At 67.4% G+C, this 24,852-nt stretch carries 28 protein-coding genes; 15 read left to right on the top strand and 13 right to left on the bottom strand.

The genetic code is table 11. From position 1 onward, the window contains the following. Positions 1 to 335: 335 nt before the first annotated feature. Positions 336 to 821 carry a transcription elongation factor GreA gene (gene greA / locus GO591_RS10645; RefSeq protein WP_157156799.1) on the bottom strand — a complete coding sequence of 162 codons (486 nt, stop codon included), beginning with the start codon at positions 819 to 821 and terminating at the stop codon, positions 336 to 338. 62 nt (positions 822 to 883) lie between these two features. After that, the gene (locus GO591_RS10640) at positions 884 to 1,291 is read right to left on the bottom strand and encodes a DUF4307 domain-containing protein (protein WP_157156798.1); all 408 of its coding nucleotides are present in this window, start codon (positions 1,289 to 1,291) and stop codon (positions 884 to 886) included. Positions 1,292 to 1,361: 70 nt separating this feature from the next. Here GO591_RS10640 and mca point away from each other — a divergent pair, with 70 nt between their 5' ends. Beyond that, positions 1,362 to 2,237, top strand: coding sequence for a mycothiol conjugate amidase Mca (gene mca / locus GO591_RS10635; protein WP_157156797.1), 876 nt, complete (start codon positions 1,362 to 1,364; stop codon positions 2,235 to 2,237). Then, positions 2,234 to 2,503 carry a hypothetical protein gene (locus GO591_RS10630; RefSeq protein WP_157156796.1) on the top strand — a complete coding sequence of 90 codons (270 nt, stop codon included), beginning with the start codon at positions 2,234 to 2,236 and terminating at the stop codon, positions 2,501 to 2,503. Before mca ends, GO591_RS10630 begins: the two co-directional genes overlap by 4 nt. Positions 2,504 to 2,534: 31 nt before the next feature. Here GO591_RS10630 and trhA read toward each other — a convergent pair whose 3' ends face one another. Then, positions 2,535 to 3,221: a PAQR family membrane homeostasis protein TrhA gene (gene trhA, locus GO591_RS10625; protein WP_157157879.1), complete on the bottom strand. Its 687-nt coding sequence runs from the start codon at positions 3,219 to 3,221 to the stop codon at positions 2,535 to 2,537. Between the two features lie 116 nt (positions 3,222 to 3,337). Between trhA and GO591_RS10620 the strand changes: the two genes are divergently transcribed. The 3 genes from GO591_RS10620 to GO591_RS10610 all read left to right on the top strand — a co-directional run bounded on the left by GO591_RS10620 (position 3,338) and on the right by GO591_RS10610 (position 6,772). Further along, positions 3,338 to 4,123 carry an isoprenyl transferase gene (locus GO591_RS10620; RefSeq protein WP_157156795.1) on the top strand — a complete coding sequence of 262 codons (786 nt, stop codon included), beginning with the start codon at positions 3,338 to 3,340 and terminating at the stop codon, positions 4,121 to 4,123. After that, positions 4,120 to 5,244, top strand: a complete 1,125-nt coding sequence (locus tag GO591_RS10615) for an aminotransferase class V-fold PLP-dependent enzyme (RefSeq protein WP_157156794.1) — start codon at positions 4,120 to 4,122, stop codon at positions 5,242 to 5,244. Before GO591_RS10620 ends, GO591_RS10615 begins: the two co-directional genes overlap by 4 nt. A 175-nt stretch (positions 5,245 to 5,419) precedes the next feature. After that, complete coding sequence (locus tag GO591_RS10610; RefSeq protein WP_232466140.1) at positions 5,420 to 6,772, top strand: PhoH family protein; 1,353 nt, start codon at positions 5,420 to 5,422, stop codon at positions 6,770 to 6,772. A gap of 70 nt (positions 6,773 to 6,842) precedes the next feature. Here the strand turns inward: GO591_RS10610 and GO591_RS10605 are convergent, their stop codons facing one another. The 6 genes from GO591_RS10605 to xseA form a co-directional block, all read right to left on the bottom strand. Then, on the bottom strand, positions 6,843 to 7,205 hold the full coding sequence (locus GO591_RS10605; RefSeq protein ID WP_198295459.1) for an RNA-binding S4 domain-containing protein: 363 nt from the start codon (positions 7,203 to 7,205) through the stop codon (positions 6,843 to 6,845). Positions 7,206 to 7,391: 186 nt separating this feature from the next. Continuing rightward, entirely contained in the window at positions 7,392 to 8,795 is a 1,404-nt protein-coding gene (locus GO591_RS10600) for a class II fumarate hydratase (protein ID WP_255446906.1), read from the bottom strand. Beyond that, complete coding sequence (locus GO591_RS10595; protein ID WP_157156791.1) at positions 8,792 to 9,475, bottom strand: carbonic anhydrase; 684 nt, start codon at positions 9,473 to 9,475, stop codon at positions 8,792 to 8,794. Before GO591_RS10595 ends, GO591_RS10600 begins: the two co-directional genes overlap by 4 nt. Next, positions 9,472 to 10,125, bottom strand: a complete 654-nt coding sequence (locus tag GO591_RS10590) for a DUF4245 domain-containing protein (RefSeq protein WP_157156790.1) — start codon at positions 10,123 to 10,125, stop codon at positions 9,472 to 9,474. Before GO591_RS10590 ends, GO591_RS10595 begins: the two co-directional genes overlap by 4 nt. A 13-nt stretch (positions 10,126 to 10,138) precedes the next feature. Beyond that, positions 10,139 to 10,351, bottom strand: coding sequence for an exodeoxyribonuclease VII small subunit (locus tag GO591_RS10585; RefSeq protein WP_157156789.1), 213 nt, complete (start codon positions 10,349 to 10,351; stop codon positions 10,139 to 10,141). Further along, positions 10,348 to 11,583, bottom strand: a complete 1,236-nt coding sequence (gene xseA, locus GO591_RS10580; RefSeq protein WP_157156788.1) for an exodeoxyribonuclease VII large subunit — start codon at positions 11,581 to 11,583, stop codon at positions 10,348 to 10,350. The genes GO591_RS10585 and xseA overlap by 4 nt, the downstream gene beginning before the upstream one ends. A 127-nt stretch (positions 11,584 to 11,710) precedes the next feature. Here xseA and GO591_RS10575 point away from each other — a divergent pair, with 127 nt between their 5' ends. The 4 genes from GO591_RS10575 to GO591_RS10560 are packed head-to-tail and all read left to right on the top strand — an operon-like array spanning position 11,711 to position 15,624. Beyond that, a complete protein-coding gene (locus tag GO591_RS10575; RefSeq protein ID WP_157157877.1) occupies positions 11,711 to 12,763 on the top strand; it encodes a 4-hydroxy-3-methylbut-2-enyl diphosphate reductase in 1,053 nt (350 codons plus the stop codon). Then, positions 12,760 to 13,263, top strand: coding sequence for a DUF6264 family protein (locus tag GO591_RS10570; RefSeq protein WP_157156787.1), 504 nt, complete (start codon positions 12,760 to 12,762; stop codon positions 13,261 to 13,263). The genes GO591_RS10575 and GO591_RS10570 overlap by 4 nt, the downstream gene beginning before the upstream one ends. Positions 13,264 to 13,298: 35 nt before the next feature. Next, the gene (locus GO591_RS10565) at positions 13,299 to 14,492 is read left to right on the top strand and encodes a sensor histidine kinase (RefSeq protein WP_157156786.1); all 1,194 of its coding nucleotides are present in this window, start codon (positions 13,299 to 13,301) and stop codon (positions 14,490 to 14,492) included. After that, the gene (locus GO591_RS10560; RefSeq protein WP_157156785.1) at positions 14,482 to 15,624 is read left to right on the top strand and encodes a hypothetical protein; all 1,143 of its coding nucleotides are present in this window, start codon (positions 14,482 to 14,484) and stop codon (positions 15,622 to 15,624) included. The genes GO591_RS10565 and GO591_RS10560 overlap by 11 nt, the downstream gene beginning before the upstream one ends. A gap of 80 nt (positions 15,625 to 15,704) precedes the next feature. Here the strand turns inward: GO591_RS10560 and fbaA are convergent, their stop codons facing one another. Then, positions 15,705 to 16,730: a class II fructose-bisphosphate aldolase gene (gene fbaA, locus GO591_RS10555; protein WP_157156784.1), complete on the bottom strand. Its 1,026-nt coding sequence runs from the start codon at positions 16,728 to 16,730 to the stop codon at positions 15,705 to 15,707. A gap of 173 nt (positions 16,731 to 16,903) precedes the next feature. Between fbaA and GO591_RS10550 the strand changes: the two genes are divergently transcribed. Beyond that, positions 16,904 to 17,221, top strand: a complete 318-nt coding sequence (locus tag GO591_RS10550; protein ID WP_157156783.1) for a putative quinol monooxygenase — start codon at positions 16,904 to 16,906, stop codon at positions 17,219 to 17,221. Positions 17,222 to 17,380: 159 nt separating this feature from the next. Further along, entirely contained in the window at positions 17,381 to 18,319 is a 939-nt protein-coding gene (glpX, locus tag GO591_RS10545; protein WP_157157876.1) for a class II fructose-bisphosphatase, read from the top strand. Between the two features lie 97 nt (positions 18,320 to 18,416). Here glpX and GO591_RS10540 read toward each other — a convergent pair whose 3' ends face one another. Continuing rightward, positions 18,417 to 19,736 carry a DNA recombination protein RmuC gene (locus GO591_RS10540; RefSeq protein ID WP_157156782.1) on the bottom strand — a complete coding sequence of 440 codons (1,320 nt, stop codon included), beginning with the start codon at positions 19,734 to 19,736 and terminating at the stop codon, positions 18,417 to 18,419. A 72-nt stretch (positions 19,737 to 19,808) separates the two neighbouring features. Here GO591_RS10540 and GO591_RS10535 point away from each other — a divergent pair, with 72 nt between their 5' ends. Next, a complete protein-coding gene (locus GO591_RS10535) occupies positions 19,809 to 20,207 on the top strand; it encodes a hypothetical protein (protein ID WP_157156781.1) in 399 nt (132 codons plus the stop codon). Here the strand turns inward: GO591_RS10535 and GO591_RS10530 are convergent, their stop codons facing one another. Together GO591_RS10530 and GO591_RS10525 are read right to left on the bottom strand one after the other, a co-directional pair. Then, positions 20,208 to 21,197, bottom strand: a complete 990-nt coding sequence (locus GO591_RS10530) for a serine hydrolase domain-containing protein (RefSeq protein WP_157156780.1) — start codon at positions 21,195 to 21,197, stop codon at positions 20,208 to 20,210. Then, the gene (locus tag GO591_RS10525) at positions 21,198 to 21,755 is read right to left on the bottom strand and encodes a P-loop nucleotide/nucleoside kinase family protein (RefSeq protein ID WP_157156779.1); all 558 of its coding nucleotides are present in this window, start codon (positions 21,753 to 21,755) and stop codon (positions 21,198 to 21,200) included. Positions 21,756 to 21,871: 116 nt separating this feature from the next. Between GO591_RS10525 and GO591_RS10520 the strand changes: the two genes are divergently transcribed. Genes GO591_RS10520 through GO591_RS10510 form a run of 3 tightly spaced genes read left to right on the top strand, consistent with a single transcriptional unit; the run spans position 21,872 to position 24,651 of the window. Continuing rightward, positions 21,872 to 22,783 carry a 5'-3' exonuclease gene (locus tag GO591_RS10520; protein ID WP_157157875.1) on the top strand — a complete coding sequence of 304 codons (912 nt, stop codon included), beginning with the start codon at positions 21,872 to 21,874 and terminating at the stop codon, positions 22,781 to 22,783. Between the two features lie 56 nt (positions 22,784 to 22,839). Further along, positions 22,840 to 23,061 carry a hypothetical protein gene (locus GO591_RS10515; RefSeq protein WP_157156778.1) on the top strand — a complete coding sequence of 74 codons (222 nt, stop codon included), beginning with the start codon at positions 22,840 to 22,842 and terminating at the stop codon, positions 23,059 to 23,061. Positions 23,062 to 23,118: 57 nt separating this feature from the next. Further along, positions 23,119 to 24,651, top strand: coding sequence for a CoA-acylating methylmalonate-semialdehyde dehydrogenase (locus GO591_RS10510; RefSeq protein WP_157156777.1), 1,533 nt, complete (start codon positions 23,119 to 23,121; stop codon positions 24,649 to 24,651). Positions 24,652 to 24,852 lie beyond the last annotated feature (201 nt).

The following is a 24,852-nucleotide window of genomic DNA, read 5'->3' as shown; positions in this document are numbered from 1 at the left end:
GAGGAGATTCGGCGCCCGAAAGCCACTTCATCCTCCATTCCTGACACCGGTTGGCGATGGGGCTGAAGAGGATCCGCCAACGAGCGCTTGCCCAGGTCCTAGCCGACGCACGTGCGCCACTAAGGACTGCGCGCGCGGCTCAGAGTTGCACGGTCCAATCTGGGAAGGTCGCCGCGCCGCCAAAGTTGCGAGCGCGGGCGAACGTTCGTCGGCGCTCGCAACTTTGAGCGGCGCCGAGCGAGCTCGCCACAAACCGAACCGACGCTCCCACAACGAAAAACCCGCTGGGTGGGTAGCGAAGTCGCTACCCACCCAGCGGGAAATCGAAGGGCGTTCTAGCCCAGGTAAGTCTCCACGTTGACGATCTCGACGGCGATGTCCTTGCCGTTCGGAGCCGTGTAGCTGGTGCTGTCGCCGACCTTGAGGCCGAGGATCGCGGTGCCGAGCGGGCTTGCCTCGCTGTAGACGTCGAGGTCACTGTCGCCGGCGATCTCGCGGTTGCCGATCAGGAACTTGGTCGAGTCACCCTGGATCTTCGCGGTGATCACGGTGCCCGGCTCGACGACCCCGGTGCTGGTGGGAGCGTCGCCGACGCTCGCGGTGCGAAGCAGCTCGGTCAGCTGGCGGATGCGGGCTTCAATCTTGCCCTGCTCGTCCTTTGCAGCGTGGTAGCCGCCGTTCTCCTTGAGGTCGCCCTCTTCACGGGCTGCCTCAATACGTTTCGCGATGTCGGCGCGACCTTCACCACTCAGGTGATCGAGTTCGCTCTTCAGGCGGTCAAACGCCTCCTGTGTGAGCCAGGTGACTGAAGTGTCAGACATGCTGCTCCTCATAAGAAATGAGACCGGCCGTTGTGGCCGGTCCCGTGGATGAAACTCACATCTTAGGCCAGCCAACACCGATAAATCAAGCCGGTGTTCGGCCGTTCAGTTGTTCTGATGCTCTCCGAGAGCACCCGCGTCGGCTGATCCGAGGCGGGTACGTCGACAATTTTCCAGCCCACAACGCTGAAACCATCGTTCAGTGCCTGAACGGCGCACTTGGTGGCGCTGCCCGGCTCGACGGTGAGTCTCCACTCCACCGTGATGCCGTGATCGGTTACCGCCGAGTACCCGGTGTCCCGCGCCTCGATCGACGCTGCCGGCGTCAGCAGGCTCGCCCAGACCACCCAGGCGAGCACGACCACGGCAACCGCCGAGCCGCCCGCGATCAGCCATACTCGGTCTCGGCGGGTCTTGCTGCTGGTGCGGCCGTAGCGCTCGTCGAGTGTCGTTGTGCTCTCGTCGGCCACCGGTTCTCCTCGCGATTAGTCTTGAACAAGGCTAAACCTTCCGCCTGAACCTCGATTGTCAAGGAGCGATGTGACCCTGCGCCTGCTCGCGGTGCACGCCCACCCCGACGACGAGTCGAGCAAGGGCGCGGCCACCTCCGCCTACTACTTGAGCCGCGGCGCTCGGGTGATGATCGTCAGCTGCACCGGTGGTGAGGCCGGCAGCATCCTGAACGACACCCTCGCATCGCGCGCCCACGCCGAACGCGATATCGCCGGCCTCCGCCGGCATGAGATGGAGCGGGCGCAGCGGGTGCTCGGCGTTGAGCATCGCTGGCTCGGCTACCTGGACAGCGGGCTCCCCGACGACGGCGAGAGCGTCTCGCCGCTGTCGTTCGCGGCGATTCCGCTCGAGATCTCGGCCGAGCCCCTGGTGCGGCTGGTTCGGGAGTTCCGCCCGCACGTCATCGTCAGCTATGACGAGAACGGCGGCTACCCGCACCCCGACCACATTCGTGCGCACGAGGTCGCGATGCGCGCATATGAGACGGCCGGTGACGCGGGGCAGTATCCGGATGCCGGCCAGCCCTGGTCGCCCGCGAAGTTCTATTTCGACCGCACTTTCAACGGCCCCCGCGGTCGCGCGGTGCACGAGCGGATGCTCGCCGAGCACCCCGCCGACCCGCTCACCACCCAGCTCGGCGAGTTCCTCGAGCGTTTCGACGCGCGCGACAGCGATGTCACCACGCACGTTCCCTGCGCCGAATTCTTCGACCAGCGCGACGCCGCGCTCCGGTCACACGCGAGTCAGGTGCATCCGGCCAGCCCTTTCTTCTTCTGGCCGAACGACGTGCAGCGTGATGCGTGGCCGTACGAAGACTTCAGGCTCGCGCACTCGCGGGTCGAGACCGAGTTTCCCGAGAACGACCTGTTCGCGGGAGTCGACGATGAGGAGGGAGCAGCATGACGCTGCCCGCAGTTTTGCTCGCCGAGGGATTCGACCCGGAACAGGTGACCCCCGGCGTCATCGGATTCCTTGCGACGGCCGGCGTGGGCATTCTCATCGTGCTGCTGCTGATCGACATGAACCGGCGGATCCGCCGGAACACCTACCGCGCACAGGTTCGCGCCCAGCTGGAGGCTGAGCGGCGCGCGGCCGAGGCGGGCGAGGAGCCGGATGCCGCTGCCGACACCGATCTCGAGGCTGACTGGCCCGACGACAATAAGGCCTAGCCGGCTCAGAACTGCAACGAGGCCTAGCGGCTCAGAACTGCGGCGGGTCGATCACGATCAGCAGGATCGCGGTCCAGTGGCAGAGGTAGGCCAGCACCGTCAGGGTGTGGAAGATCTCGTGGAACCCGAACACGCCCGGCAGCGGGTTGGGCCGCTTGAGCGCGTAAATGACCGCTCCGGCCGAGTAGAGCAGGCCGCCCACGATCACCAGCACCATCATCGTGACGCTCACGGCGAGCAAGTCGCCCATGTACATGACCGCCGCCCAGCCGAGCAGCAGATACAGCGGCACGTAGAGCCAGCGCGGCGCGCTCAGCCAGAACATCCGGAAGCCGATTCCCAGCAGCGCCCCGCTCCATACCAGCACCAGGAGCAGGATGCCCTTGTCCGGTGGCAGCGCGAGCGCGGCGATCGGCGTGTAGGTGCCGGCGATCAGCAGGAAGATGTTGGCGTGATCCAGGCGCTTGAAGACTCGCTTGGTGGTCGGCTTCCAGTTGAAGCGGTGGTACATCGCCGAGATGCCGAACAACAGAACCGACGTGACGAGGTAGACCGCGGTCGACCACGTCGCCGTGGCGCCCTGGGCGAGCATCACCAGCACGATGCCGCCGGCGAGGGCTATCGGGAAGGTCCCAGCGTGGATCCAGCCGCGCCAGGTCGGCTTGAGCTCGACCTTGTCGTAGTCGAGCGATTCCTCGAGAACCGGCACATTGGGCAGGTCGCTAGCGGGTTCAGATTCGACCGATGCCTGCTGCTGCTCTGCGTCTGCCACCCCCACATGCTAACGGCATGCCCTGATCGCAGATTCACGGTTGCGTCGGCTAACGTTGCCTCGTGAATTCGAGGAGCATTCCGCTTGGTCGAGGCTTTCTCTACGGTCTGTACCAAAACCGCCTGCGTCGACAGCTAGTTGGACAGCCGCTGCCACACCACGTTGCGATGATCATCGACGGCAACCGACGCTGGGCGAAGCAGCGTGCCCTGGACACCGCCGCGCATGGTCACCGGGCGGGGGCGGCGAAGGTTCGGGAGTTCCTGACCTGGGCAGACGATCTCGGCATCGGCGTCGCCACCCTGTACCTGCTGTCGAACGACAACCTGACGGCGCGCAGCAGCGACGAGCTGGAGGGCCTGTTCGACATCATCGGCAGCCTGGCCGATGAACTGTCGCGGTTCCGCGACTGGCGGGTCAAGCATGTGGGCGCGGCCGATGGCCTGCCGACGCCGCTGGTCGAGGTGCTGAAGGGCGCCGAGACCCGCACCGCCGACAAGACCGGCCTGCACGTGAACCTCGCCGTCGGGTACGGCGGCCGCCGGGAAATCTCCGACGCCGTGCGCAGCATCGTCGCCGGGCATGCCAAGGCCGGCGGCACCCTCGAGGATCTCGGCGAACTGCTCACCCCCGCCCTCATCGGCGAACACCTGTACACGAAGGGCCAGCCCGATCCCGACCTCGTCATCCGCACCTCCGGCGAGCAGCGATTGAGTGATTTCATGCTCTGGCAGAGCGCCCACAGCGAGTTCTACTTCGTCGAAGCGCTCGGCCCCGACCTGCGCGAGGTGGACTTCTTGCGTGCGTTGCGCGACTACGCCCGCCGGCAGCGGAGATACGGCTCGTGAGCGGCATCGACGAGTACATCGCCAGCTTCGACGAGGAACCCGGCTATCTCGACTTCGCCCGGTTTGGGCCGCCCGGCCAGATTGTCGAGGCGGAGGTCAGCGGCCAGATGGCGCTCATGTCGAGGGCGCGGTTCGGGTCGCTCGAATCCCTCATGTCTCAGGACGAGCGGATGCGCGATGCCCTCGCAGCGGTCACCGGTTTCCGCTCGGATCAGGTCGTCTTCCAGCCGAACACCAGCGAAGGCCTGATGCACGCGATGTTCGGGCTGACCGGGGCGATCGCCCTGTCGCCGTACGAGTACCCGAGCCTCACCTACGCGGCCCAGCGGGCATCCGAGGCGCTCGGCGTGCTGTCGCCGATCTGGCTGGAGACCGATCACGGGCGGGTGACTCCCGGCAATATCCGCGACCAGCTGACCTCCACCACGGTGGCCGTCGCGGTCAGTCTCGTCGACTACCGAACCGGTTACCTCGCCGATCTCGATGGCATCCGGCAGGTGATCGGCGATCGGATGCTGATCGTCGACGCGATCCAGGGCTTCGGCGTGGTCGAAGCACCGATCGAGGTGGCCGACGTGGTCGCCTGCGCAGGGTACAAGTGGACGCGCGCGGGAGTGGGAACCGGATTCCTCGCCCTCAGCGATCGGGCCGCTGAGCAACTGATCCCGGTCTGGTCCGGCCACACCGGCGCCGACACCGACGATGTGTTCGCTCCGAGAATCGCCCCACCGATCCGCGGGGTCGAGGGGTTCACGGTGTCGAGACCGGATCCCATCGCCCAGGCACGGCTCGCCGCGGCGCTCGAGCAGATCGGCCAGGTCGGCGTTGGTGCGATCCGGACTCGGGTGACCGAGGCCGTGTCGCAGATCATCGACATCGCCGACGAGTACGCCATCCCGGTGATCTCCTCCCGCGACGAACGCGAGCGCGCCGGCATAGTTGTGCTTGAGCCGGCCGCCGACCAGCTCACCGTGCTGGCGGCATCCCTGCACAATCACGGCGTCAGCGCCACGTTCCGACACGGCACCTTGCGGCTATCGGCGCACGCGACCACCACCGCTGAGACGCTCGCCATGCTCCGGGCAGCGTTCCTGTCGTTCTCCACCGCAACCAACGTTTAACCTGCCGGTAACTACGCCGATGGCGTGTCGCCGGATGCTCCGCAGCATCCGCGCGTAGTTTCGAGCCATCAGGCACAGCGCCTGGTCGAGACGGCCACACAAGTTCGTTTCGCAACCGCCCATGGCCGTCGAGAAGACTGGATCCGGGTGCCACGCGCCCGGGGATGGAGTGGTAGTGACCGCGCTCGAAACCCCCAAGTCGAAGTCCAGCAAGGCAGCAGCCGCGAAGAAGACGGGGGAGCGCACCTACGTGCTCGACACGTCCGTGCTGCTGAGCGACCCGAAGGCGATCTACCGATTCGCCGAGCACTCCGTCGTGCTGCCGGTTGTCGTCATCACCGAGCTGGAAGCCAAGCGCAACGACCCGGAAATCGGGTACTTCGCACGGCAGGCGCTGCGTATTCTCGATGAGCTGCGGATTCAGCACGAACGGCTGGACTTCCCGATCGCCGTCGGTGACCAGGGCGGCAGCTTGCGCGTCGAGCTGAACCATTCCAATCTGGCGGTGCTGCCCAGCGGCCTGCAGCTGCACGACAACGACTCGCGGATCCTGGCCGTGGCGCTGAACCTGTCCGGCGATGGCCTGGACGTCACGGTGGTGTCGAAGGACTTGCCGCTGCGAGTGAAAGCCGCCTCGATCGGCCTGGCCGCCGAGGAGTACCGCGCCGAACTGGCGGTGGACTCCGGCTGGACCGGACAGGCCGACGTCACGCTCAGCGCGGAGCAGATGGCTGACCTGTACGACAACGAGCAACTGAGCACCCGCGCAGCGGCCGACCTGCCCGTGAACACCGGCCTGGTCATCCAGTCGGATCGCGGCTCAGCTCTCGGCCGCGTGGTCGGCAAGGGCCAGATCCGGCTGGTGCGCGGCGACCGTGACGTGTTCGGCCTGCACGGACGCTCGGCGGAACAGCGGCTCGCGATCGACCTGCTGCTCGACCCGGAGATCGGCATCCTCTCCCTCGGCGGACGGGCAGGCACGGGCAAGTCGGCGTTGGCGTTGTGCGCGGGACTGGAGGCGGTGCTCGAACGGCAACAGCACCGCAAGATCATGGTGTTCCGGCCGCTGTACGCGGTGGGCGGGCAGGAGCTCGGCTACCTGCCCGGTGACCAGTCCGAGAAGATGAACCCCTGGGGCCAGGCGGTTTTCGACACCCTGGGTGCCCTGGTCAGCGAGAACGTGCTCGAAGAGGTGATGGAGCGCGGCATCCTCGAGGTGCTGCCGCTCACCCACATCCGCGGCCGTTCGCTGCACGACGCGTTCGTGATCGTGGATGAGGCCCAGTCGCTGGAGCGGAACGTGCTGCTCACCGTGCTCAGCCGGATCGGCCAGAACTCGCGGGTGGTGCTCACTCACGATGTCGCCCAGCGCGACAACCTGCGCGTCGGCCGTCACGACGGGGTCGCCTCGGTGATCGAGACCCTCAAGGGCCACCCGCTGTTCGCACACATCACCCTGACCCGGTCGGAGCGCTCCGCAATCGCCGCCCTGGTCACCTCGATGCTCGAGGGGACTGAGCTGGCCTAGCTCCTGCCGCTGGTCGAGCTTGTCGAGACCCCGGGTCTCGACAAGCTCGACCAACGAGGGACGGATGCGCCTAACGCCCGCGCAGCCGCTCGATGTCGCGTCGTTCCCGCTTGGTCGGACGCCCGGTGCCACGGTCGCGCACCACCGTGATGGGTACCTCGGTGCGCGGCGGCGGGGGAGGAGTCTTGTCGATGGCGTTCTGCGCGGCGACCGGGGCGCCGACCCGCTTGACGATGATCCCGGAGACCTCAAGGATCCGGTCGAACCCCTCGATGCGCACGCGCACCTCGTCGCCGATCCGCACGGTCTGGGCGGGCTTCGCGCGGTCGCCGTTCAGCCGCACGTGACCGGCGCGACAGGCGGCGGTCGCAAGCGAGCGAGTCTTGTACACCCGCACCGCCCACAGCCAGGCGTCAATGCGTGCGGATTCCACCCCACGAGTGTACGAGGCGGATCCTCCGTCCGCTTGCGCTCGCGGAACCGGTGGCACTCGTCCCGTGGAGCTGCCGCTAGCAAAACGGCCCCGCGCCGGTGAAGTTTCACCAGCGCGAGGCCGTTTCGCTAGCGCCTGCGCATCAGCATCAGCATCAGCTGCATCAGCGCATCAGCACAACTTGTCTCAGCTGGGGTGGGTCATGCTCAGCACGTCGAGAGCGTCATCGAGCTGCTGCTCGGTGATCTCGCCGCGCTCGACGAAGCCGAGCGCCACGACGGCCTCGCGCACGGTGATGCCCTCCTTCACGGAGTACTTCGCGATCTTCGCAGCGGACTCGTAACCGATGATCTTGTTCAGCGGCGTGACGATCGACGGCGACGACTCGGCCAGTGCCCGTGCGCGGTCGAGGTTCGCCTCCAGCCCCTTCACGGTCTTGTCGGCGAGCACTCGGGTGGAGTTCGCGAGCAGGCGGATCGACTCCAGCAGCGCGGTGCCCATCACCGGGATGGCCACGTTCAGCTCGAAGGATCCGGATGCCCCGGCCCAGGCCACCGTCGCGTCGTTGCCGATCACACGTGCGCACACCATCAGCACTGCCTCGGGGACGACTGGGTTCACCTTGCCGGGCATGATCGAGGAACCGGGCTGCAGGTCGGGGATGTGCAGCTCGCCGAGGCCAGTGTTCGGGCCGGAGCCCATCCAGCGCAGGTCGTTGTTGATCTTGGTCAGCGACACCGCGATCACGCGCAGCGCACCGGATGCCTCGACCAAGCCGTCGCGCGCACCCTGTGCCTCGAAGTGGTCCTTCGCCTCGGTGATGGGCAGGCCGGAGTTCTCGGCGAGCACCGCGATGACCTTCTGCGGAAAGCCCAGCGGCGTGTTGATGCCGGTGCCGACCGCGGTGCCACCGAGCGGCACCTCGGCCACGCGGGGGATCGCGGTCTCGATGCGCTCGATGCCGAGGCGCACCTGCCGGGCGTAGCCGGCGAATTCCTGACCGAGGGTGACCGGGGTGGCATCCATCAGGTGGGTGCGGCCGGCCTTGACGGCATCCTTCCAGAGCTCCGCCTTCTCCTCGAGCGCCTTCGCCAGGTGGTCGAGTGCGGGGATCAGGTCGCCCAGCAGCGCACCGGTGACCGCGACGTGCACCGAGGTCGGGAAGACATCGTTCGACGACTGCGACGCGTTCACGTGGTCGTTCGGGTGCACCCGGGTGCCGGCGATCTCGGTGGCGAGCGTGGACAGCACCTCGTTCATGTTCATGTTCGACGAGGTGCCGGATCCGGTCTGGTAGGTGTCCACCGGGAACTGGTCGTGGTGCGCGCCGTCGATCAGCTTGTCGGCCGCGGCGACGATGGCGTCAGCCAGCTTCTGGTCGACGATGCCGAGCTGGCCGTTCACGATCGCGGCGGCGCGCTTGATCCGGGCGAGCGCGACGATCTGCGCCGGCTCCAGTCCGGTTCCCGAGATCGGAAAGTTCTCCACAGCGCGCTGGGTCTGGGCGCTGTAGAGAGCGGATGCCGGAACCCTCACCTCGCCCATCGTGTCGTGCTCGATCCGGTACTCGATCTCGGGGGAATGGCTCACGGCGTTGTGTCTTTCTCTCTCTCGGATGGTTCGCTCATACGGACCTCGCCGACGTCTCCGACGACGAAGTAAGGCTCAGCCCGGCCCTCGATGAGCCGGTAGTGAACGGCGACAACAGCCAGCGTACCGGCGGCGATCGCATCGCTGATCAGCTCGGAGGACTCGAGCAGTTCGCGCACGGTGTCTTTCAGGTGCTCGCGGAGCACTTCCTGCGAATCGACTGCGGCGGGGTTGTCGATGCTGGCGCCGCCGACGCGGCGCACCGCCGGCAGAATCGGTGCGATCAGGTGGTGGATGTGCGGAGGCAGGGGCGTGGCATCCGGACCCGCGGATTCAATCGCCGCCGCGACCGCACCGCAGCGGTCATGCCCGAGCACGACGATGAGCTTCACGTCCAGCACGCTGACCGCGTACTCGAGCGAACCCACCACAGACTCGGAGATCACCTGTCCGGCGTTGCGCACGACGAACAGGTCGCCGATGCCCTTGTCGAAGATGATCTCGGCCGCCAGCCGCGAGTCGCTGCAGCCGAACAGGGCCGCGTGCGGGTCCTGCAGGAAGGCCAGCTCCTCGCGGCGCTCGACATCCTGACGCGGGTGCCGGGGTTCACCCCGCACGAACCGGTCGTTACCGCGGGCCATCTCCTGCCAGACCTTCGCCGGCGTGCTCATCGGGCTCATTGGTCGTTGCCTCCGGGGATGTCCGCGGCGATCGCCTGCGCGATCAGTTCGAATTCATTGTCGGTACCGGTTCCATTGAGCACGACACTGCCTGCATCCGTGCTCGTGGCCATCGAGTATGCGAAATTGCCCGGGTCGCGCTCGCCGCGGCGGTCGTAGACCTGCCATGTCACGCCGTCGATGGTGACCTCGCCGGTTGCTCGTTTCTGATCGAGCAGATCGGCGACCCACGCCTCGTTCCGCTGGATGCCCTGGTTGATGGCGATGAAACCGTCGTCGGGAGAGATCAAGCCGACGTACCACGTGTAACTTCCGTCGGTGGTGCCGGGAGTGAGCTCGGCCCGGTTGGCGTGCCAGCCGCCGGGCAGGGACGGCGCCAGCAGGTCCTGCTCGACGGCGGGCTGTGACGCCGCCGCGACCTCCTGGTAGTCAACAGTCGCGTGCAGGGGGTTGTCCGGCCGGACGACCACGAGCACCAGCGCGAGCACGAGGCCGAGGGATGCGAGCAGCGCGACGACGAGGTTGCGCACGGTCTGGGACTGGCGGTGCACTCGCGAGCTCTCCGCCTTGCGGGCCGCGGTCTCGTCCGGTGTCTCGGGTCGCCCCAGTTCTGCGACGATGCGCGGTCCGGATGACTTTCGTGCATTCATACTCAGTCGCTGTCTACTCAGCCGCGGCACGGGCAGCGTCAAGCCGCGCCTTCGCACCGATCAGCCACTCTTCACAACGCTTGGCGAGTGCTTCGCCGCGTTCCCAGAGCTGCAGCGATTCCTCGAGCGTGGACCCACCCTGCTCGAGCTCGTTCACGACACGGACGAGTTCGTCGCGCGCCTGCTCGTAACTGAGCGAGGACACATCGGGAGCGGGAGTTGTCACGAGTCAATCCTAATGTCGGGCTCCGACGCCGGATCGACGGTGGCGCCGACCTTCCCATCGGCCAGGGTGAGGAGGAGTGGTGTGCCGGCAGGGGCATCAACCGCGGAGCGGAGCACGTGCCCGTCGGGCAGCTGTGCAATCGCGTAACCGCGGTCGAGGGTGCGTTGCGGGGACAGCGCGCGCAGGTGGCCGCGCAGTTCGCGGACCTTGTGCGTGCCCTGCTCCAGTGCCCGGTCGACAAGCTCGGCCCCGCGGGCGACGTGCCGGGTAAGTTCTTCGGCGCGGGAGTCGATGATCCAGCCGGGCGCCGCCAGCGAGGGTCGGGAACGCAGCTGGCCGATCCGGTCGATCTCGGTGGTGATCCGCGAGGTGATCCGCAAACTGAGCCGCGTGCGGGCCTGCTGCACGCGGGTGAGTTCCTCGGCGACATCCGGGACCACCCGCTTCGCGGCGTCGGTCGGTGTCGACGCCCGCAGGTCGGCGACCTCGTCGAGCAGCGGCCGGTCGGCTTCGTGGCCGATTGCGGAGACGATCGGGGTGGTCGCGGCGGCCGCGGCCCGAACCAGGCTCTCGTCGCTGAAGCCGAGCAGGTTCTGGAAGTCGCCGCCGCCGCGGGCGATGATGATCACCTCAACCTCGGGGTCGGCGTCGAGTTGACGAAGCGCGGCGGTCACCTCGGGTACCGTCCGCTCGCCCTGCACCGCGGCGTGCAGCACCCGGAACCGCACGCCCGGCCAGCGCAGCTGGGCGTTCCGCAGCACGTCCTTCTCGGCATCCGAGTCCTTGCCGGTGATCAGCCCGATGCAGCCGGGCAGGAAGGGCAACCGCTTCTTGCGCCCGGGCTCGAACAGCCCTTCGGCGGCCAGGGTGCGGCGCAGTCGTTCCAGGCGCTCGAGCAGGTCGCCGAGTCCGACGTGCCGCAGTTCGTACACCTGCATGGTGAGGCTGCCGCCCTTGACCCAGTAGTTGGGCTTGACCAGGGCGATCACGCGGTCACCCTGCTTGAAGTTCTCGGACAGGCGCGCCCGCACCGACGACCAGAGCGTGAACGAGATGGTGGCGTCGACCTCGAGGTCCTTGAGCTTGCCGTAGACGTTGCCGCCCGAGACGCCCCACTGGGTGATCTCGCCTTCGACCCACGCGGTGCCCAGGCGGTCGATCCAGCCCTTGATCTTGCTGGATAGCAGGCTCACCGGCCACGGGGCATCGACGGTGGGTGGCGCGTCGGTCATCCGTCCTCCTCAGTTTTTCTCATCACTGCCCGCTCATCAATGTGCTCCCAGCGCTTGCTGATCACGCTCCGCCTAAACTGGTCTCGTGAGCCAGATCTCGAACGGGCAGGCGCCCGTCAGCCTCGAAGTGCCGCGGGTGCCGGCGGTCCGTAACAGGTTACGGGACACCCCCGTCGCGGGTTCGAAGCGGGTGCTGCTCGCCGCCCCGCGTGGTTACTGTGCAGGAGTGGACCGGGCGGTGGTCGCCGTGGAGAAGGCCCTCGAGCACTACGGCTCACCGGTGTACGTGCGCAAGCAGATCGTGCACAACGTTCACGTCGTCTCCACGCTCGAGAAGCAGGGCGCGATCTTCGTCGACGAGGTCGACGAAGTACCCGAGGGCTCGCACGTCGTGTTCAGCGCGCACGGGGTATCCCCGGCCGTCGTGCAGGGCGCCGCTGACCGCAACCTGCAGGCCATCGATGCGACCTGCCCGCTGGTGACCAAGGTGCACCGCGAGGCGATGCGGTTCGCCAAGCAGGACCGGCAGATCCTGCTCATCGGCCACGCCGGGCACGAAGAGGTCGAGGGCACCATGGGTCACGCCCCGGACCGCACCATCCTCGTCAATAGCCCGGACGAGGTCGACACGATCAACGTCACCGACCCCGACAACCTGGTCTGGCTGTCGCAGACGACGCTGAGTGTTGACGAGACGATGGAGACCGTGCGGCGGCTGCGGGAGCGCTTCCCGAACCTGCAGGACCCGCCGAGCGACGACATTTGCTACGCCACCCAGAACCGTCAGGTGGCGATCAAGAAGGTTGCCGCCGACGCCGACCTGGTCATCGTCGTCGGCTCCGCGAACAGCTCGAACAGCGTCCGGCTGGTCGAGGTTGCCCTCGAGTACGGGGCGAAGGCCGCGTACCGCATCGACTACGCCAGTGAGATCCAGCAGGACTGGCTGGACGGTGTCGCCACGGTCGGTGTCACCAGCGGCGCATCCGTCCCCGAAGTCCTCGTGCAGGAAGTGCTGCGCGACCTCGCCGACGCGGGCTACGCCGATGTGCAGTCCATCGTCACCGCGGAGGAGGACCTGATGTTCTCGCTGCCGAAGGAATTGCGTCGGGATATCACGGGCGAGCAGGATGCTCGCGCCCTTGGCGGGCGCTCCCGCAAGCTTGATTGGCAGGCGCAGTGACCGACGCCACCCCTGAGCGGCCCCAGTATGGCGCCTACGCCACGCCGGAGCAGCAGGCATTGGCACGCGGCACCGAGCTTCCGCCGCCCGAGGTGATGTCGCCGGCCGCGGTGCCGCCGATCGAGGCGTCGAAGTCCCGGCGGGGCGACCGGATCGCCGCCGTTGCGCTGCTTGCCTTCGGATTCATCAACGTGGTCACCGGGATTCCCGGATGGCTACGCCTGCCGGCCAGCCTGCAGGCGGCCTATGACCAGCTCGGCGTCGGCGAGTTCCAGGCGGTTGAATTGGCGTCGGCGCTCGGCATCGCCGCCCTCATCACCCAGATCGTGCTCTGGCTTGCTGCGCTCGGCATCACGGTCGCGCTGATCCGCGCCGGCCGACTGTCGTGGTGGGTGCCGTTGACTGCCGGGGTGATCGCGGTGGTCGGGACATCCGTGCTGATTGGCATCGCCATCATGGCCGATCCCGGGTTCGCCGCGAGTCTTACGACGACTCCGTAACCGGCGATGTCGGCGCGCGCCGATACGATCACGATGTGCACTCGGCTGTTCCGCCTCGGATCCTCGTCGCCGTTGCCATGCGCCGGGGGGTCTCCCTGGCGACCCGAGCGACTGGAGTGTTCTGGCTGCTCGCCGGCGCGGCACTGCTGATCGACGTGCTCGCCGGACTCGGACGGCTCGATGTGCTGCCCCTCCCGTTGCTGTTCCTATTCGCCCAGCTGGCGATGTATCTGCTGTACATCGCCCGCCCGAGGCGTGACACCGCGGTGCTCTATCTGTTCGTCGGCTCCCTCGCCGTCGCAGGCTTTCAGCTGTCATTGCTGGCTGAACTGCCCACCCTCGACGACAATGCCATGCTGGTCTCTCGCGGCGCGCTTGTGCTGACCCTGTTGGGGCGGGTCGGTACCAACCCGATCAGCACGATCGGCTGGAGTGTCGCCGGGCTCGGCGCGGGGACGATCGTGAGCCTGCTTCCTTCCCTGCTGCTGGATGCCGATGTGCGACTCGGCGCCGGCCCCGCGCTCGCCGCGATCACATTCAGTGCCACCGTCCTCGCGTGCTGGCTGAGCAGCCGGGTGGAACGTCGTCAGTTGCCGGATCTCCGCCAACTCGACCTGGAGAGCGCCCGCCTGGCCGCCGACCGCGATGCCGAACGGCGGCTCGCGGCGATCGCGCATGACACGGTTCTGGCGGACCTGGTGGCGCTGTCGCACAACACCGGACCACTGGACGACGCGACGCGGGCGCGACTTCGGGCGGATGCCACCGAACTGCGCTCGGCGACCCTGTCTGGTGGGGGAGCGTCCCCGACGACACCCGCCAGTTCTGGCGAGCTGACCACACTGGTGCGCGCCTATGCCGACCGTGATCTCGCGGTGGATATCAGCGGCGACGACACCGTGTTTGCGAAGCTTGATGACGCCGGCCAGGAGGCGCTGCTGGCAGCCATCCGGGCCTGTCTCGACAATGTCGTGAGGCACTCCGGGGTCGCGGCGGCCGAGGTGTTCATCGACAGCGATGAGCGTCAGGCGACGGTGATGGTGATGGATCGCGGCGTTGGCTTCGAGACCGATTCGATCGAGCCGGACCGACTCGGCGTGCGGAACTCGATCGTCGGCCGCTTGCGCCGTGTGGGCGGTCGCGCGACGATCTGGTCTCGACCAGGCATCGGGACGAGTGCCATCCTGTCGGTGCCGCTGGTTGCGGTGGAGGCATCGCGTGAGACGTGACGCTTGGTGGCTGTCTCCGCAGCAGGCCGACCCGCTGAGTTGGTTCGCGAACCGTTACCTTCCTGCCGCGTTCGCCCTGCTCGCGGTGGTCGGCGGGGGAATCGTGATGCTCCTCACCTGGCCGGCCGAGGCACCAGTGCTGCCGCAGGTGATCGCGTTCGTCCTGCAGTTGTTGGCGTTCACCGTCGTCGGATGGAACGCCGCGCCGAACCGGCCCACCGGCCGCGCCTGGCATGCGGTGGTTCCGCTCATCCTGTGCTGGGCGGGCGTTGTCATCTCAGCAATCGGTTACGCCCCCGGCCTCGTGGCAGTTGCGATCTGGTGGGCGCCGTTCACCGCCGCACTCGTCCTCGCCGCACTGAGCCTGCGCAACCCCGCCGCGCTCAACGTGGTCTACGCGGCACTGACCGCAGTCGTCTGCGGGGTGGCGGCGCTGCACGGGTGGACCGAGCACGCGTTCGGCACCCAATTTGCGGTGGCCCTGATCGGCGCGGCCACGCCGATCGTCGCGGGTGTCGCCTGCTCGATCTACTGTTTGGTGCTGGCCGAGCGCGTGATGGTCTGGCGGGACCGGCAGGTTTCGGCGGCGGCGGCGACACCCGCCGAAACGTCGCTGAATCACCTGCGTCGAAGCGCGATTGGGCGCGTCGGCGAAGAGGTCACTCCGTTCCTCGATCGGATCGCCCGAGTCGGCATGGTCAGCGAAGCCGACCGTGACCGGGCGGCAGAACTCTCCCGCACCGCTCGTTCGGTGCTGGTCAGCCGAGTGCAGAGCAGTTGGCTTGACGACCTGGTGACCGCAGCAATCGGCTCGGTCCCGATCCGGGTGAGCGATCCGGACCGGCTGGCCGAGCGGATGCCGGCACCCCAGCGTTCCGCCCTGCGTGGCTTGCTGCGCACAGCGGCGACGGCCCCCGTGCTGTGGGGACGCAGCATCGAGGTGCGGCTGGCCGACACCTCGCACGGCGGTGTGCTTGAGGTCACCCTGCCGCTCGAGCTGCACAGCCAGCAGGCGGTCGAACTGTTCGCGCCGTTCTACCTGACTCTGCAGGCGGTCACGGACGGTGCCGAATGGGACGAGGGTCGCGAGCGGCACCTGCGGTTCCGGCTGCCGCCGTCGAACCGCACCTAGGCGACTTAGCCGGGGAACGGCAAGAGGGCGAGCGGCTGCGCTTACGCTTCCAGCTGCCCGCCCTCCAGAGCGACTGACGCTTAGTTGCCGGAGTGCCCGGCCGAGCCCAGCTGCTTCGTCGCCTCGACAACGCGGGCAGCCATGTCGCGTTCGGCGACCTTGCCCCACGCGCGCGGGTCGTAGAGCTTCTTGTTGCCCACCTCGCCGTCGACCTTGAGCACGCCGTCGTAGTTCTTCAGCATGTAGTCGGTGATCGAGCGGGTGAAGGCGTACTGCGTGTCGGTGTCGATGTTCATCTTGATGACGCCATTGGCCACGGCTTCGGCGATCTCGGCATCCGATGACCCGGATCCGCCGTGGAAGACGAGGTCCAGCGGCTTGGGACCGGTGCCGTACTTCTGCTGCAGGCCGTCCTGGATCTCCTTGAGCAGCGAGGGACGCAGCTTCACGTTGCCCGGCTTGTAGACGCCGTGCACGTTGCCGAAGGTAAGCGCGGCCATGTACCGGCCCTGCTCGCCGAGACCGAGGGCATCGACGATCTGGATGGCGTCCTCGAGCGTGGTGTACAGGTGCTCGTTGATGTCGTGGCTGACACCGTCTTCTTCACCGCCGACGACGCCGACCTCGACCTCGAGCACCGCGCCGATCGACTTCATCCGCGGCAGCAGGTCCTGGGCGATCTCGATGTTTTCCTTCAGCGGAACCGCAGAGCCATCCCACATGTGGGACTGGAAGATCGGGTTGCGGCCGGATTTGACCTCGGACTCCGACGCCTCGATCAGCGGCATCACGAAGCCGTCGAGGGCGTCCTTCGGGCAGTGATCGGTGTGCAACGCAACCGTCACCGGGTAGTTCTTAGCGACCTCGGTGGCGAACGCGGCGAAGGCGAGGGCGCCGGATGCGCGGGCCTTGACGCTCTGGCCGGCCACATAGTCGGCACCGCCGGTCGTGATCTGAATGATGCCGTCGGACTCTGCCTCGGACAGGCCCTGCAGCACGGCGTTGATCGTCTGCGACGAGGAAACGTTGATCGCCGGATAGGCAAAACCGCGGGTCTTGGCCTTGTCCAACATTTCGGCGTACTGATCAGGGGTCGCGATTGGCATTGTCTCTCCTCTGCAGGCGCGGACGCGGCCAGGTCATTCAGGCCGTCCCTCAGAGTCTATTGATCCATCCCAGAGAGTGCCTGCCCCTCCGGTGGCCCGGGAGCGCCGCGAGCGAAGCGAGCGACGCGTCTCGAAACCTTCAACCCCGAAAGCCTTCCTCGATAATTGAGCACATGAGCACTCCCGTCATCGTCACCGCCATCTTCGAGCCAGCGCCCGGCCAGTACGACGCCGTAGTCGAGGCACTGAAACCCACGATCGCCGCCGTCCACGAGGAACCGGGCTGCGAGTTGTACGCGATCCACAACGACATGCACGGGGTGATCGTGATGATCGAGAAGTGGGAGACCGAGGAGTTGCTCGACAAGCACGCTGCAGGCGCAGCGGTCGCCGCCCAGAACGCGGCCCTTGAGGGGCTTCTCGCCCGCCCGGTCGAGGTCACCCGCATGGCACCGATCCCCGCGGGCACCGAGGCGCAGGGCTTGCTCTGAGCACTGGGGCAATAGAGCCTCGCGGAGCCGCCGACTAAGCTGGGCCCGGTAACGCTGTCCTACCACCCGGCGTGCTCCACCTTGTTTCGCCTACTGGAAGGACGCCTCGTGACCCCGGATTCCGGAATCCTCTTCGAACAGCCTGACCGCAACCTCGCGATGGAACTCGTCCGAGCGACGGAGGCCGCCGCGATCCGCGCGTACCCGTTCATCGGCCGCGGTGACAAGAACGCCGCCGACAAGGCCGCCGTCGATGCCATGCGCAAGTTCCTCGGCACCGTCAACTTCGACGGAGTGGTGGTCATCGGCGAGGGCGAAAAGGACGAGGCGCCGATGCTCTACAACGGTGAGCATGTCGGCAACGGCCGCGGCCCCGCCTGCGACATCGCCGTGGACCCGATCGACGGCACCTCGCTCACCGCCGCCGGCCGGCAGAACGCGATCTCGATGATCGCCGTCTCCGACCGCGGCACCATGCTCGACGCATCGTCGGTGTTCTACATGGACAAGATCGTCACCGGCCCGGAGGGTGTCGGCGTCGTCGACATCCGGCAGCCGATTGGCGAGAATCTGCGTGCGCTGGCCAAGGCCAAGGGCACGGATGTCTCGGAGCTCCGCGTCGCGGTGCTCGACCGCCCCCGGCACGAGCAGCTGATCGACGAGATCCGCGCAGCCGGGGCTGGCACCCGGTTGATGCTCGACGGTGACGTCGCCGGTGGCATCAACGCCGCCCGGTATGGCAGCCGCATCGACATGTGCGTCGGCATCGGCGGTAGCCCCGAGGGTGTCGCCACCGCTGCCGCCATCAAGGCGCTGGGTGGTTTCATCCAGGGCCGGCTGGCGCCCCGCAATGATGACGAGCAGCAGCGCGGTGCCGACGCCGGACTCAAGTTCGACTACGTCTATGAGGCCGACGAGCTCGTTCGCGGCGACAACACCTTCTTTGTAGCGACCGGTGTCACCAATGGCGAACTGGTCTCCGGCGTGCGCCGCTCCGGGCCGATCATCAAGACCGAAAGCGTGGTGCTGCGCTCGCGCTCGGGCACGATCCGCCGCGTCTCGGCCGACCACCTCGCCTCGAAGTGGCTTGACGACTGAGACCTTGAGCTAACCCTCCTCGGAAGGATTTCGGCCGCTCGGGAGGACGTTTCAGCAGAAACGTCCTCCCGAGCGGCCTTTCCTCTGGAGCTGCCAGCTAAGCGGCGTCCTCGTCCTTCGCGTCGGCGAGCTCGGCGCCTGCCGTGGTCAGTTCGAACGCGGTGAGCTCGCGCGGTGACTCCTCGATGCCGGGCAGCGTGCCGAGCACCTTGGATTCATCAAGCGCGTTCAGCTTGCGGGCGCTCGGCAGCACCTGTCGTTCCATGGAGCCGACGAACGCGTTGTAGTTCTTGACTGTGCTCTCGATCGAGCGGCCGAGCTTCTCGATGTGCTCCGCCAGCTTCGCCAGGCGGGTGTAGAGCTCCCGGCTGAGGTCGAAGAGCACCTTGGCGTCCTCGGTGAGCACGTCCTGTTGCCAGCTGAACGCGACAGTCTTCAGCACCGACCACAGGGTCACCGGCGAGGACAGCGCAACGCGCTTGCTGAACGCGTAGTCCATGATGCCTGGGTCGGCCTCGAGTGCGCTGGAGACCAGCGATTCGCTCGGGATGAACGCGATCACCAGTTCCGGGGAGGCCTCCAGCCCGGCCCAGTAGGTCTTGCTCGCGAGCGCGTCGATGTGGTGGCGCAGCGCCTTGACGTGCTGCTTCAGCAACTGCTCACGGCGCACAGCCTCCTCGCCGGTTGCCGTCGCCGGAATCTGGCTGGCCTCGAGGTAGGCGTTGAACGGCACCTTGGCGTCGACGGCGATGTTCTTGCCCCCGGGAAGGTGCACCACCATGTCCGGGCGGCCGGATCCGGCATCCGAACTGATGCTCGATTGCACGTCGAAGTCGACCCGTTCGATGAGCCCCGCCGCCTGCACCACGTTGCGCAGCTGCGTCTCACCCCAGACACCACGGGTGCTGTTGCTCTTGAGCGCCGACGCCAACGCCTCGGCGGTCGCGCGCAGGCGCTCTTCGGACTCGTTGGCGGCCTTCAGCTGCTGGCTCAGCTCGCCGTGCTGCTGGCTGCGTTGCGTCTCGAGTTCGGTGACCTTCAGCTGCATGGCGCGCAGGTTCTCCTGCACAGGGGTGAGCGCCTGCAGCACCTTGCTCTCGGCGCGGTCGCGCTCGGCTTGGGCCTGCTGTTCGACGCGCTGCCGCTCGACGAATTCGCGGTGCTGGGTGTGCAGCTCACCGACCTGCTTCTCGAGCGCGATAGCAGTTGCCTCGACCGCGGCCAGTTCGGCCATCAACGATGCCCGAGCTTGCTGCTCGGCCGCACGGACCCCGGCCAGTTCCGCCTGGTGCCGAGCCTCAGTCAGCGCCGGGTCCTCCCCGGTGGCCGTCGCCCGCGACCGCAGCATCAGCACCGCGGTCAGCCCGCCGAGAACAACACCGATGACGAGGCCGACGAGCAGTGCGAGGAGGTCCATGGCTTCAGTGTCTCAGCGGCATCCGACACTGGATGACGCCCCCGCCGCTTCTGCGCAGATAGGATTTTCGCCATGGTGACGAGCGATCAGCTGGGGTCGATCCTCGAGCTATTCACCTGGATCGGTTTCGGTGTCGCGGTGCTCTGCGCCTTCGCGATTCTGCTCTGGCGATCCGCCGAGGGCGACTACGAGAAGACCGAAGCGATCGTCGTCGCCGAGGACGACGGGCTCGTCGCCCGTTGGATGACGGATGACGCGGTCGAACACCGCCCCCTGGACCCGCACGAGATCGATGAGATCAAGGGGAAGGACAAGATCCAGGTCTACTACTCGCGGCGCGTGCCCGGGCGGATGCGCCTGCACCCCCGGAGCGCGGGGGAGAAAATCCTCGGCCTGCTTCTGGCGATCACCGCTGCGGTGGGAGTGCTCGCCGCGGTGATCTCGGTGGCCCTGCTGCTCATCGAGAGCTAGTCACGTCGCTAGGCGCGACCCGCCCGATTCAGCCACCAACAGGGCCATCCCCGCATTGTCGACACTCGCGGAAGTCGCGGTCAGCAGCACGACGCCGATCGAGGCATCCCGATCCAGCCCCAGCCATGACGCGAAGCCACCGGATCGGCCGTTGTGCCAGGTGACTTCACGCCCGGCGACCTTCGTGGTGATCCAGGCCGCGCCGATCCGCCCGGTGATTCCGAGCGGCGCGACCGGGTCCAGCGCTGGCAGCCCGGGCGCTGTGCCGTCGAGCAGCGCGGTGGTCAGACTGGCCATGTCGGTGATGGACGCGCGGATGCCGCCGGCCGGCCCAATTGCTTCGCCGGTCCACGGCTCACGCGGCCGGCCCTTCGCGTTTCGCCCGGTCAGCGCCTGCGGGCGCAGCTGCTCGGGGGCAACCGGAACATTGACGGAGCTGAGGCCGAGCGGGCGGGCGATCCGTTCACGGACGTGTTCGGCGTAGGTCGTCCCCGCTGCACTCGCAAGCGCATGACCGAGCAGTTCGAAGCCGAAATTCGAGTAGAGCGGCCGCGGCCTTCCCACCCGGACCTGCCGAGCCTGCGTCAGCAACTGCTCCAGGTTTTCGCCATAGGGGTTGGTGCCGTGCCGCATGAGCGCGAGGCTCCGCCGCCACGGGTGCGCCGACGACGGCAGTCTCGGCAGCCCGGATCGGTGTCGGCTGAGCGATTCAAGGCTGACGCCGGCAGCGGGAACGCCACCCAGCGGCAGCAATTCGCCGAGCGCCTGCTCGGGGCGAATCTCGGCGCGACTGACGGAATCCGCGTAGAGCAGCCCGGTGATCGCCTTCGAGACCGACGCCAGCTCGAAATCGGCGTCGAGGTCGGCTCCGGTGCTGGCCAGCCGGACGCCGCTCGGTGCGACCACGGCTGCGGCGAACACCGGATGCCACGATCCCAAGCGCGCTTTGATGCTGGACGTCAGCTCCGCATCCACCAGCACTTCGCTCATCTATCCCTCCGTGCTGACTGTAGGCGCTGGGCTCGTTACTCGGTGAACAATGATCGGGATGCCTTCGTCGGGCGCAGGTCGCTCAAAGAGCGCGGCGAGGTGTCGAACATCATCACCGGTGAGAGCGTGAGAGCCCGCCGTTCCTGCTGCCGCCCGCTGAGTTGCCCGGCGAACGGCGACGTCCTCATCCACGTCGACGTGATGCAGAACGACGGCAAACCCTTCTGCCAGTGCAGCGTCTCGCCACATCGCACGGCGCGACCGGTCCCATTGATTCCAGTCGAGCACCACATCAAGACCGGCCCTCAGCACCTGAACCGCGACGTCCCAGATCAACTTCCTGCACGCCTCCGCGAGCGGCTCGTACTCGTCGGCGTCAAACCGGACGGTCGGGTACAGGCGCAGCATCCATTCATCGAGGCTGAACCGAACGACTCCGGCCGCCTCCAACTCGCGAGCCAGCGAAGTCTTGCCTGCGCCGTTGTAGCCACAGAGCAAGTGCGTCGTCGCGGGCGCGTTCCGGGACAGATCGGTGTCCACACTCGTCGGACTTCGCACGATCAGACTCTATGCGGTCAGCTACATGCAGCGACGAGCCACGAGGCGGCTCTTTGAAACGCCGTGCGGTTGCGGCAGCGGTCAGCCACACTGGAGCGGTGAGCGACCGCCGACTGATGCTTCTGGACACTGCAGCCCTCTACTTCCGGGCGTTCTACGGGATGCCGGACACGGTCAAAGCTCCCGACGGCACGCCGATCAACGCGGTCCGCGGGCTGCTCGACATCATCGCCCGGCTGGTCACCGACTTCCATCCGACCGACCTGATCGCCTGCTGGGACGATGACTGGCGCCCACAGTGGCGGGTCGACCTGCTGCCGAGCTACAAGGCGCACCGGGTGGCCGAGGTGGTTGAGGCGGGCCCGGATGTCGAGGTCGTGCCCGATCGGCTCACCGCGCAGGTTCCGATCATCATCGACGTGCTCACCGCTCTGGGCATCCCGATCGTCGGCAAGGCCGGCTACGAGGCCGACGACATCATCGGCACCCTCGCCGCGTCGGCCACCACGCCGGTGGACGTCGTCACCGGCGACCGGGACCTGTTCCAGGTGGTCGACGACGCACGCGACGTGCGGGTGATCTACACCGCGCGCGGGATGAGCAAGCTCGAGATCATCACCGACGACGTGCTGCGCGCGAAGTACGGCGTCGCCCCGTCGCAGTACGCGGACTTCGCGGTCATGCGCGGCGACAACTCCGACGGACTGCCCGGCGTCGCCGGGATCGGCGAGAAGACGGCAGCATCGCTGCTCGCCACGTACGGCGACCTCGACAGCATCGTCGCCGCGGCGACGGGGGAGCCATCGCAACTCTCGTCGGCGTTCACCGCGAAGTTCCGGGCGGCCGCCGATTACCTGGCCCGAGCGCCAGAGGTGGTGCGGGTAGCCGTGGACCTCGAGTTGCCGGATGTCGACGCGTCGATCGGGATTCCGGATGCCGGCCGCGCAGAGTTCGCGGAGCTGACGACCCGGTGGGGCCTCGGCAGCTCGGCAACCCGCGTCGTTGCCGCGCTGGACGGTGTGGGCTAGCGGCAGCCGTGAGCGACAGTGTTGACCCGCGGGCTCTCAGGTGAGCTAATGAGGCCATGTTGGACGTCTTCGCATGGGCCGTCATCATCACCGCCGTCGTCGTGGCGTTCATCGTCGCGTTCACCCGTGACCGTGCCGAGCAGGCTGAGCAGGCCCGTCCGGACGCGAAACCCCGTCCGTACCGGGATATGACCGATTTCGGGTACGGCGGAGCGACCGGCCAGATCGGCCACCCCGGTGGTGGAGACGCCGGCATGGGTGACGGCGGAACCACCTGAGCACCTCCCGCGAAACCGCCAATTCCTCCCCGAATCTCCCGGAGTATGGTTGGCGCCATGAGCATCCTTGAGAGCGAGGCGCGCCCCGGCGGCCTTGCCACAACCACACTTGATCATTGGGTTGGAGGCGCGTCCTTCACTGGCGAATCGACGCGCACCGGCCCCGTCTACAACCCCGCGCGCGGCGAGGTCGCGCGCGAGGTCAGGCTGGCGACATCCGCCGATGTCGATGCCGCCGTGCAGAACGCCAAAGCCGCCTCCCGCGGCTGGGCGGACACCTCCTGGGCCAAGCGCCAACAGGTGATGTTCGCCTTCCGTGAGCTGCTGAGCACGCGCAGGGAGGAACTGGCCGCCATCCTCACCGCCGAGCACGGCAAGGTCACCTCCGACGCGCTCGGCGAGGTCGCCCGCGGCCTCGAGGTCGTCGAGTTCGCCTGCGGCATGGCCGGCCACGCGAAGGGCGAGTTCAGCGAGAACGTCTCCACCGGGATTGACGTCTACTCGCTGCGCCAGCCGCTCGGCGTCGTCGGCATCATCAGCCCGTTCAACTTCCCGGCAATGGTGCCGCTGTGGTTCTTCCCGATCGCGATCGCGGCCGGCAACGCGGTGGTGCTGAAGCCGAGCGAGAAGGACCCGTCGGCGGCGAACTGGCTGGCCGCACTGCTGAAGGAGGCCGGACTGCCGGACGGTGTGCTGAACGTCGTGCACGGCGACAAGGAGGCGGTCGACTCGCTGCTGGAGCATCCGGATGTCGCTGCCATCTCCTTCGTCGGATCGACGCCGATCGCGAAGTACATCTACGAGACCGCCGCGAAGCACGGCAAGCGCGTGCAGGCCCTCGGCGGCGCGAAGAACCACATGCTGGTGCTGCCCGACGCCGACCTCGACCTCACCGCCGACGCCGCCGTCAACGCCGGCTTCGGCTCGGCGGGGGAGCGCTGCATGGCGATCAGTGTCGTCGTCGCGGTGGAACCGGTGGCCGATGACCTGATCCAGAAGATCTCCGCGCGGATGTCGGGACTCACCGTCGGCGACGGTACCCGGGGCTGCGACATGGGTCCGCTGATCACCCGCGAACACCGCGACAAGGTCGCCGGCTACCTCGACGTTGCCACCCAGGACGGCGCCACCGTCGTCGTCGACGGCCGCAGCGTGGAAGCGGATGGCGCGACCGACGGCTTCTGGCTGGGGCCCACCCTGATCGACAAGGTGTCCACCGAGTCGAAGGTGTACCAGGACGAGATCTTCGGACCGGTGCTCTCGGTGGTGCGCGTCGAGTCCTATGACGACGGCGTCGATCTGATCAACGCGAGCCGCTACGGCAACGGCACGGCGATCTTCACCAACGACGGTGGCGTGGCCCGGCGCTTCCAGCGCGACGTGCAAGTCGGCATGATCGGCATCAACGTGCCGATCCCGGTGCCGGTGGGGCATTTCTCCTTCGGCGGTTGGAAGGACTCGTTCTTCGGCAGCGCCAAGGCGTACGGCCCCGAGGCGGTGAACTTCTTCACCCGCGAGAAGGCGGTCACCAGCCGCTGGCTCGACCCGTCGCACGGCGGCATCAACCTGGGCTTCCCGCAGCACACGTAGGCGGTACACGGGAGAGCCGGTTCAGTCGACCTCCGCCTGTGCGGATCTGTGCCCGTCCGTGCCCGGTCGGTACGTCCGTGCCTGTTCGAGCAGGCTCGGACGTCCCGAACCGGCACGGTTGCGGGATGGCGCGGCGGCAACCGTCCCGGCCAGGTGGTCGAGCCGATCCGCTGGCCGACCGCCGGTAAAGCCGACCGGCTA

Source organism: Diaminobutyricimonas sp. LJ205, assembly GCF_009755725.1.
GTDB lineage: Bacteria > Actinomycetota > Actinomycetes > Actinomycetales > Microbacteriaceae > Ruicaihuangia.
The sequence above is the reverse complement of the archived record's forward strand: the minus strand, read 5'-3'. Positions and strand labels throughout refer to the sequence as shown.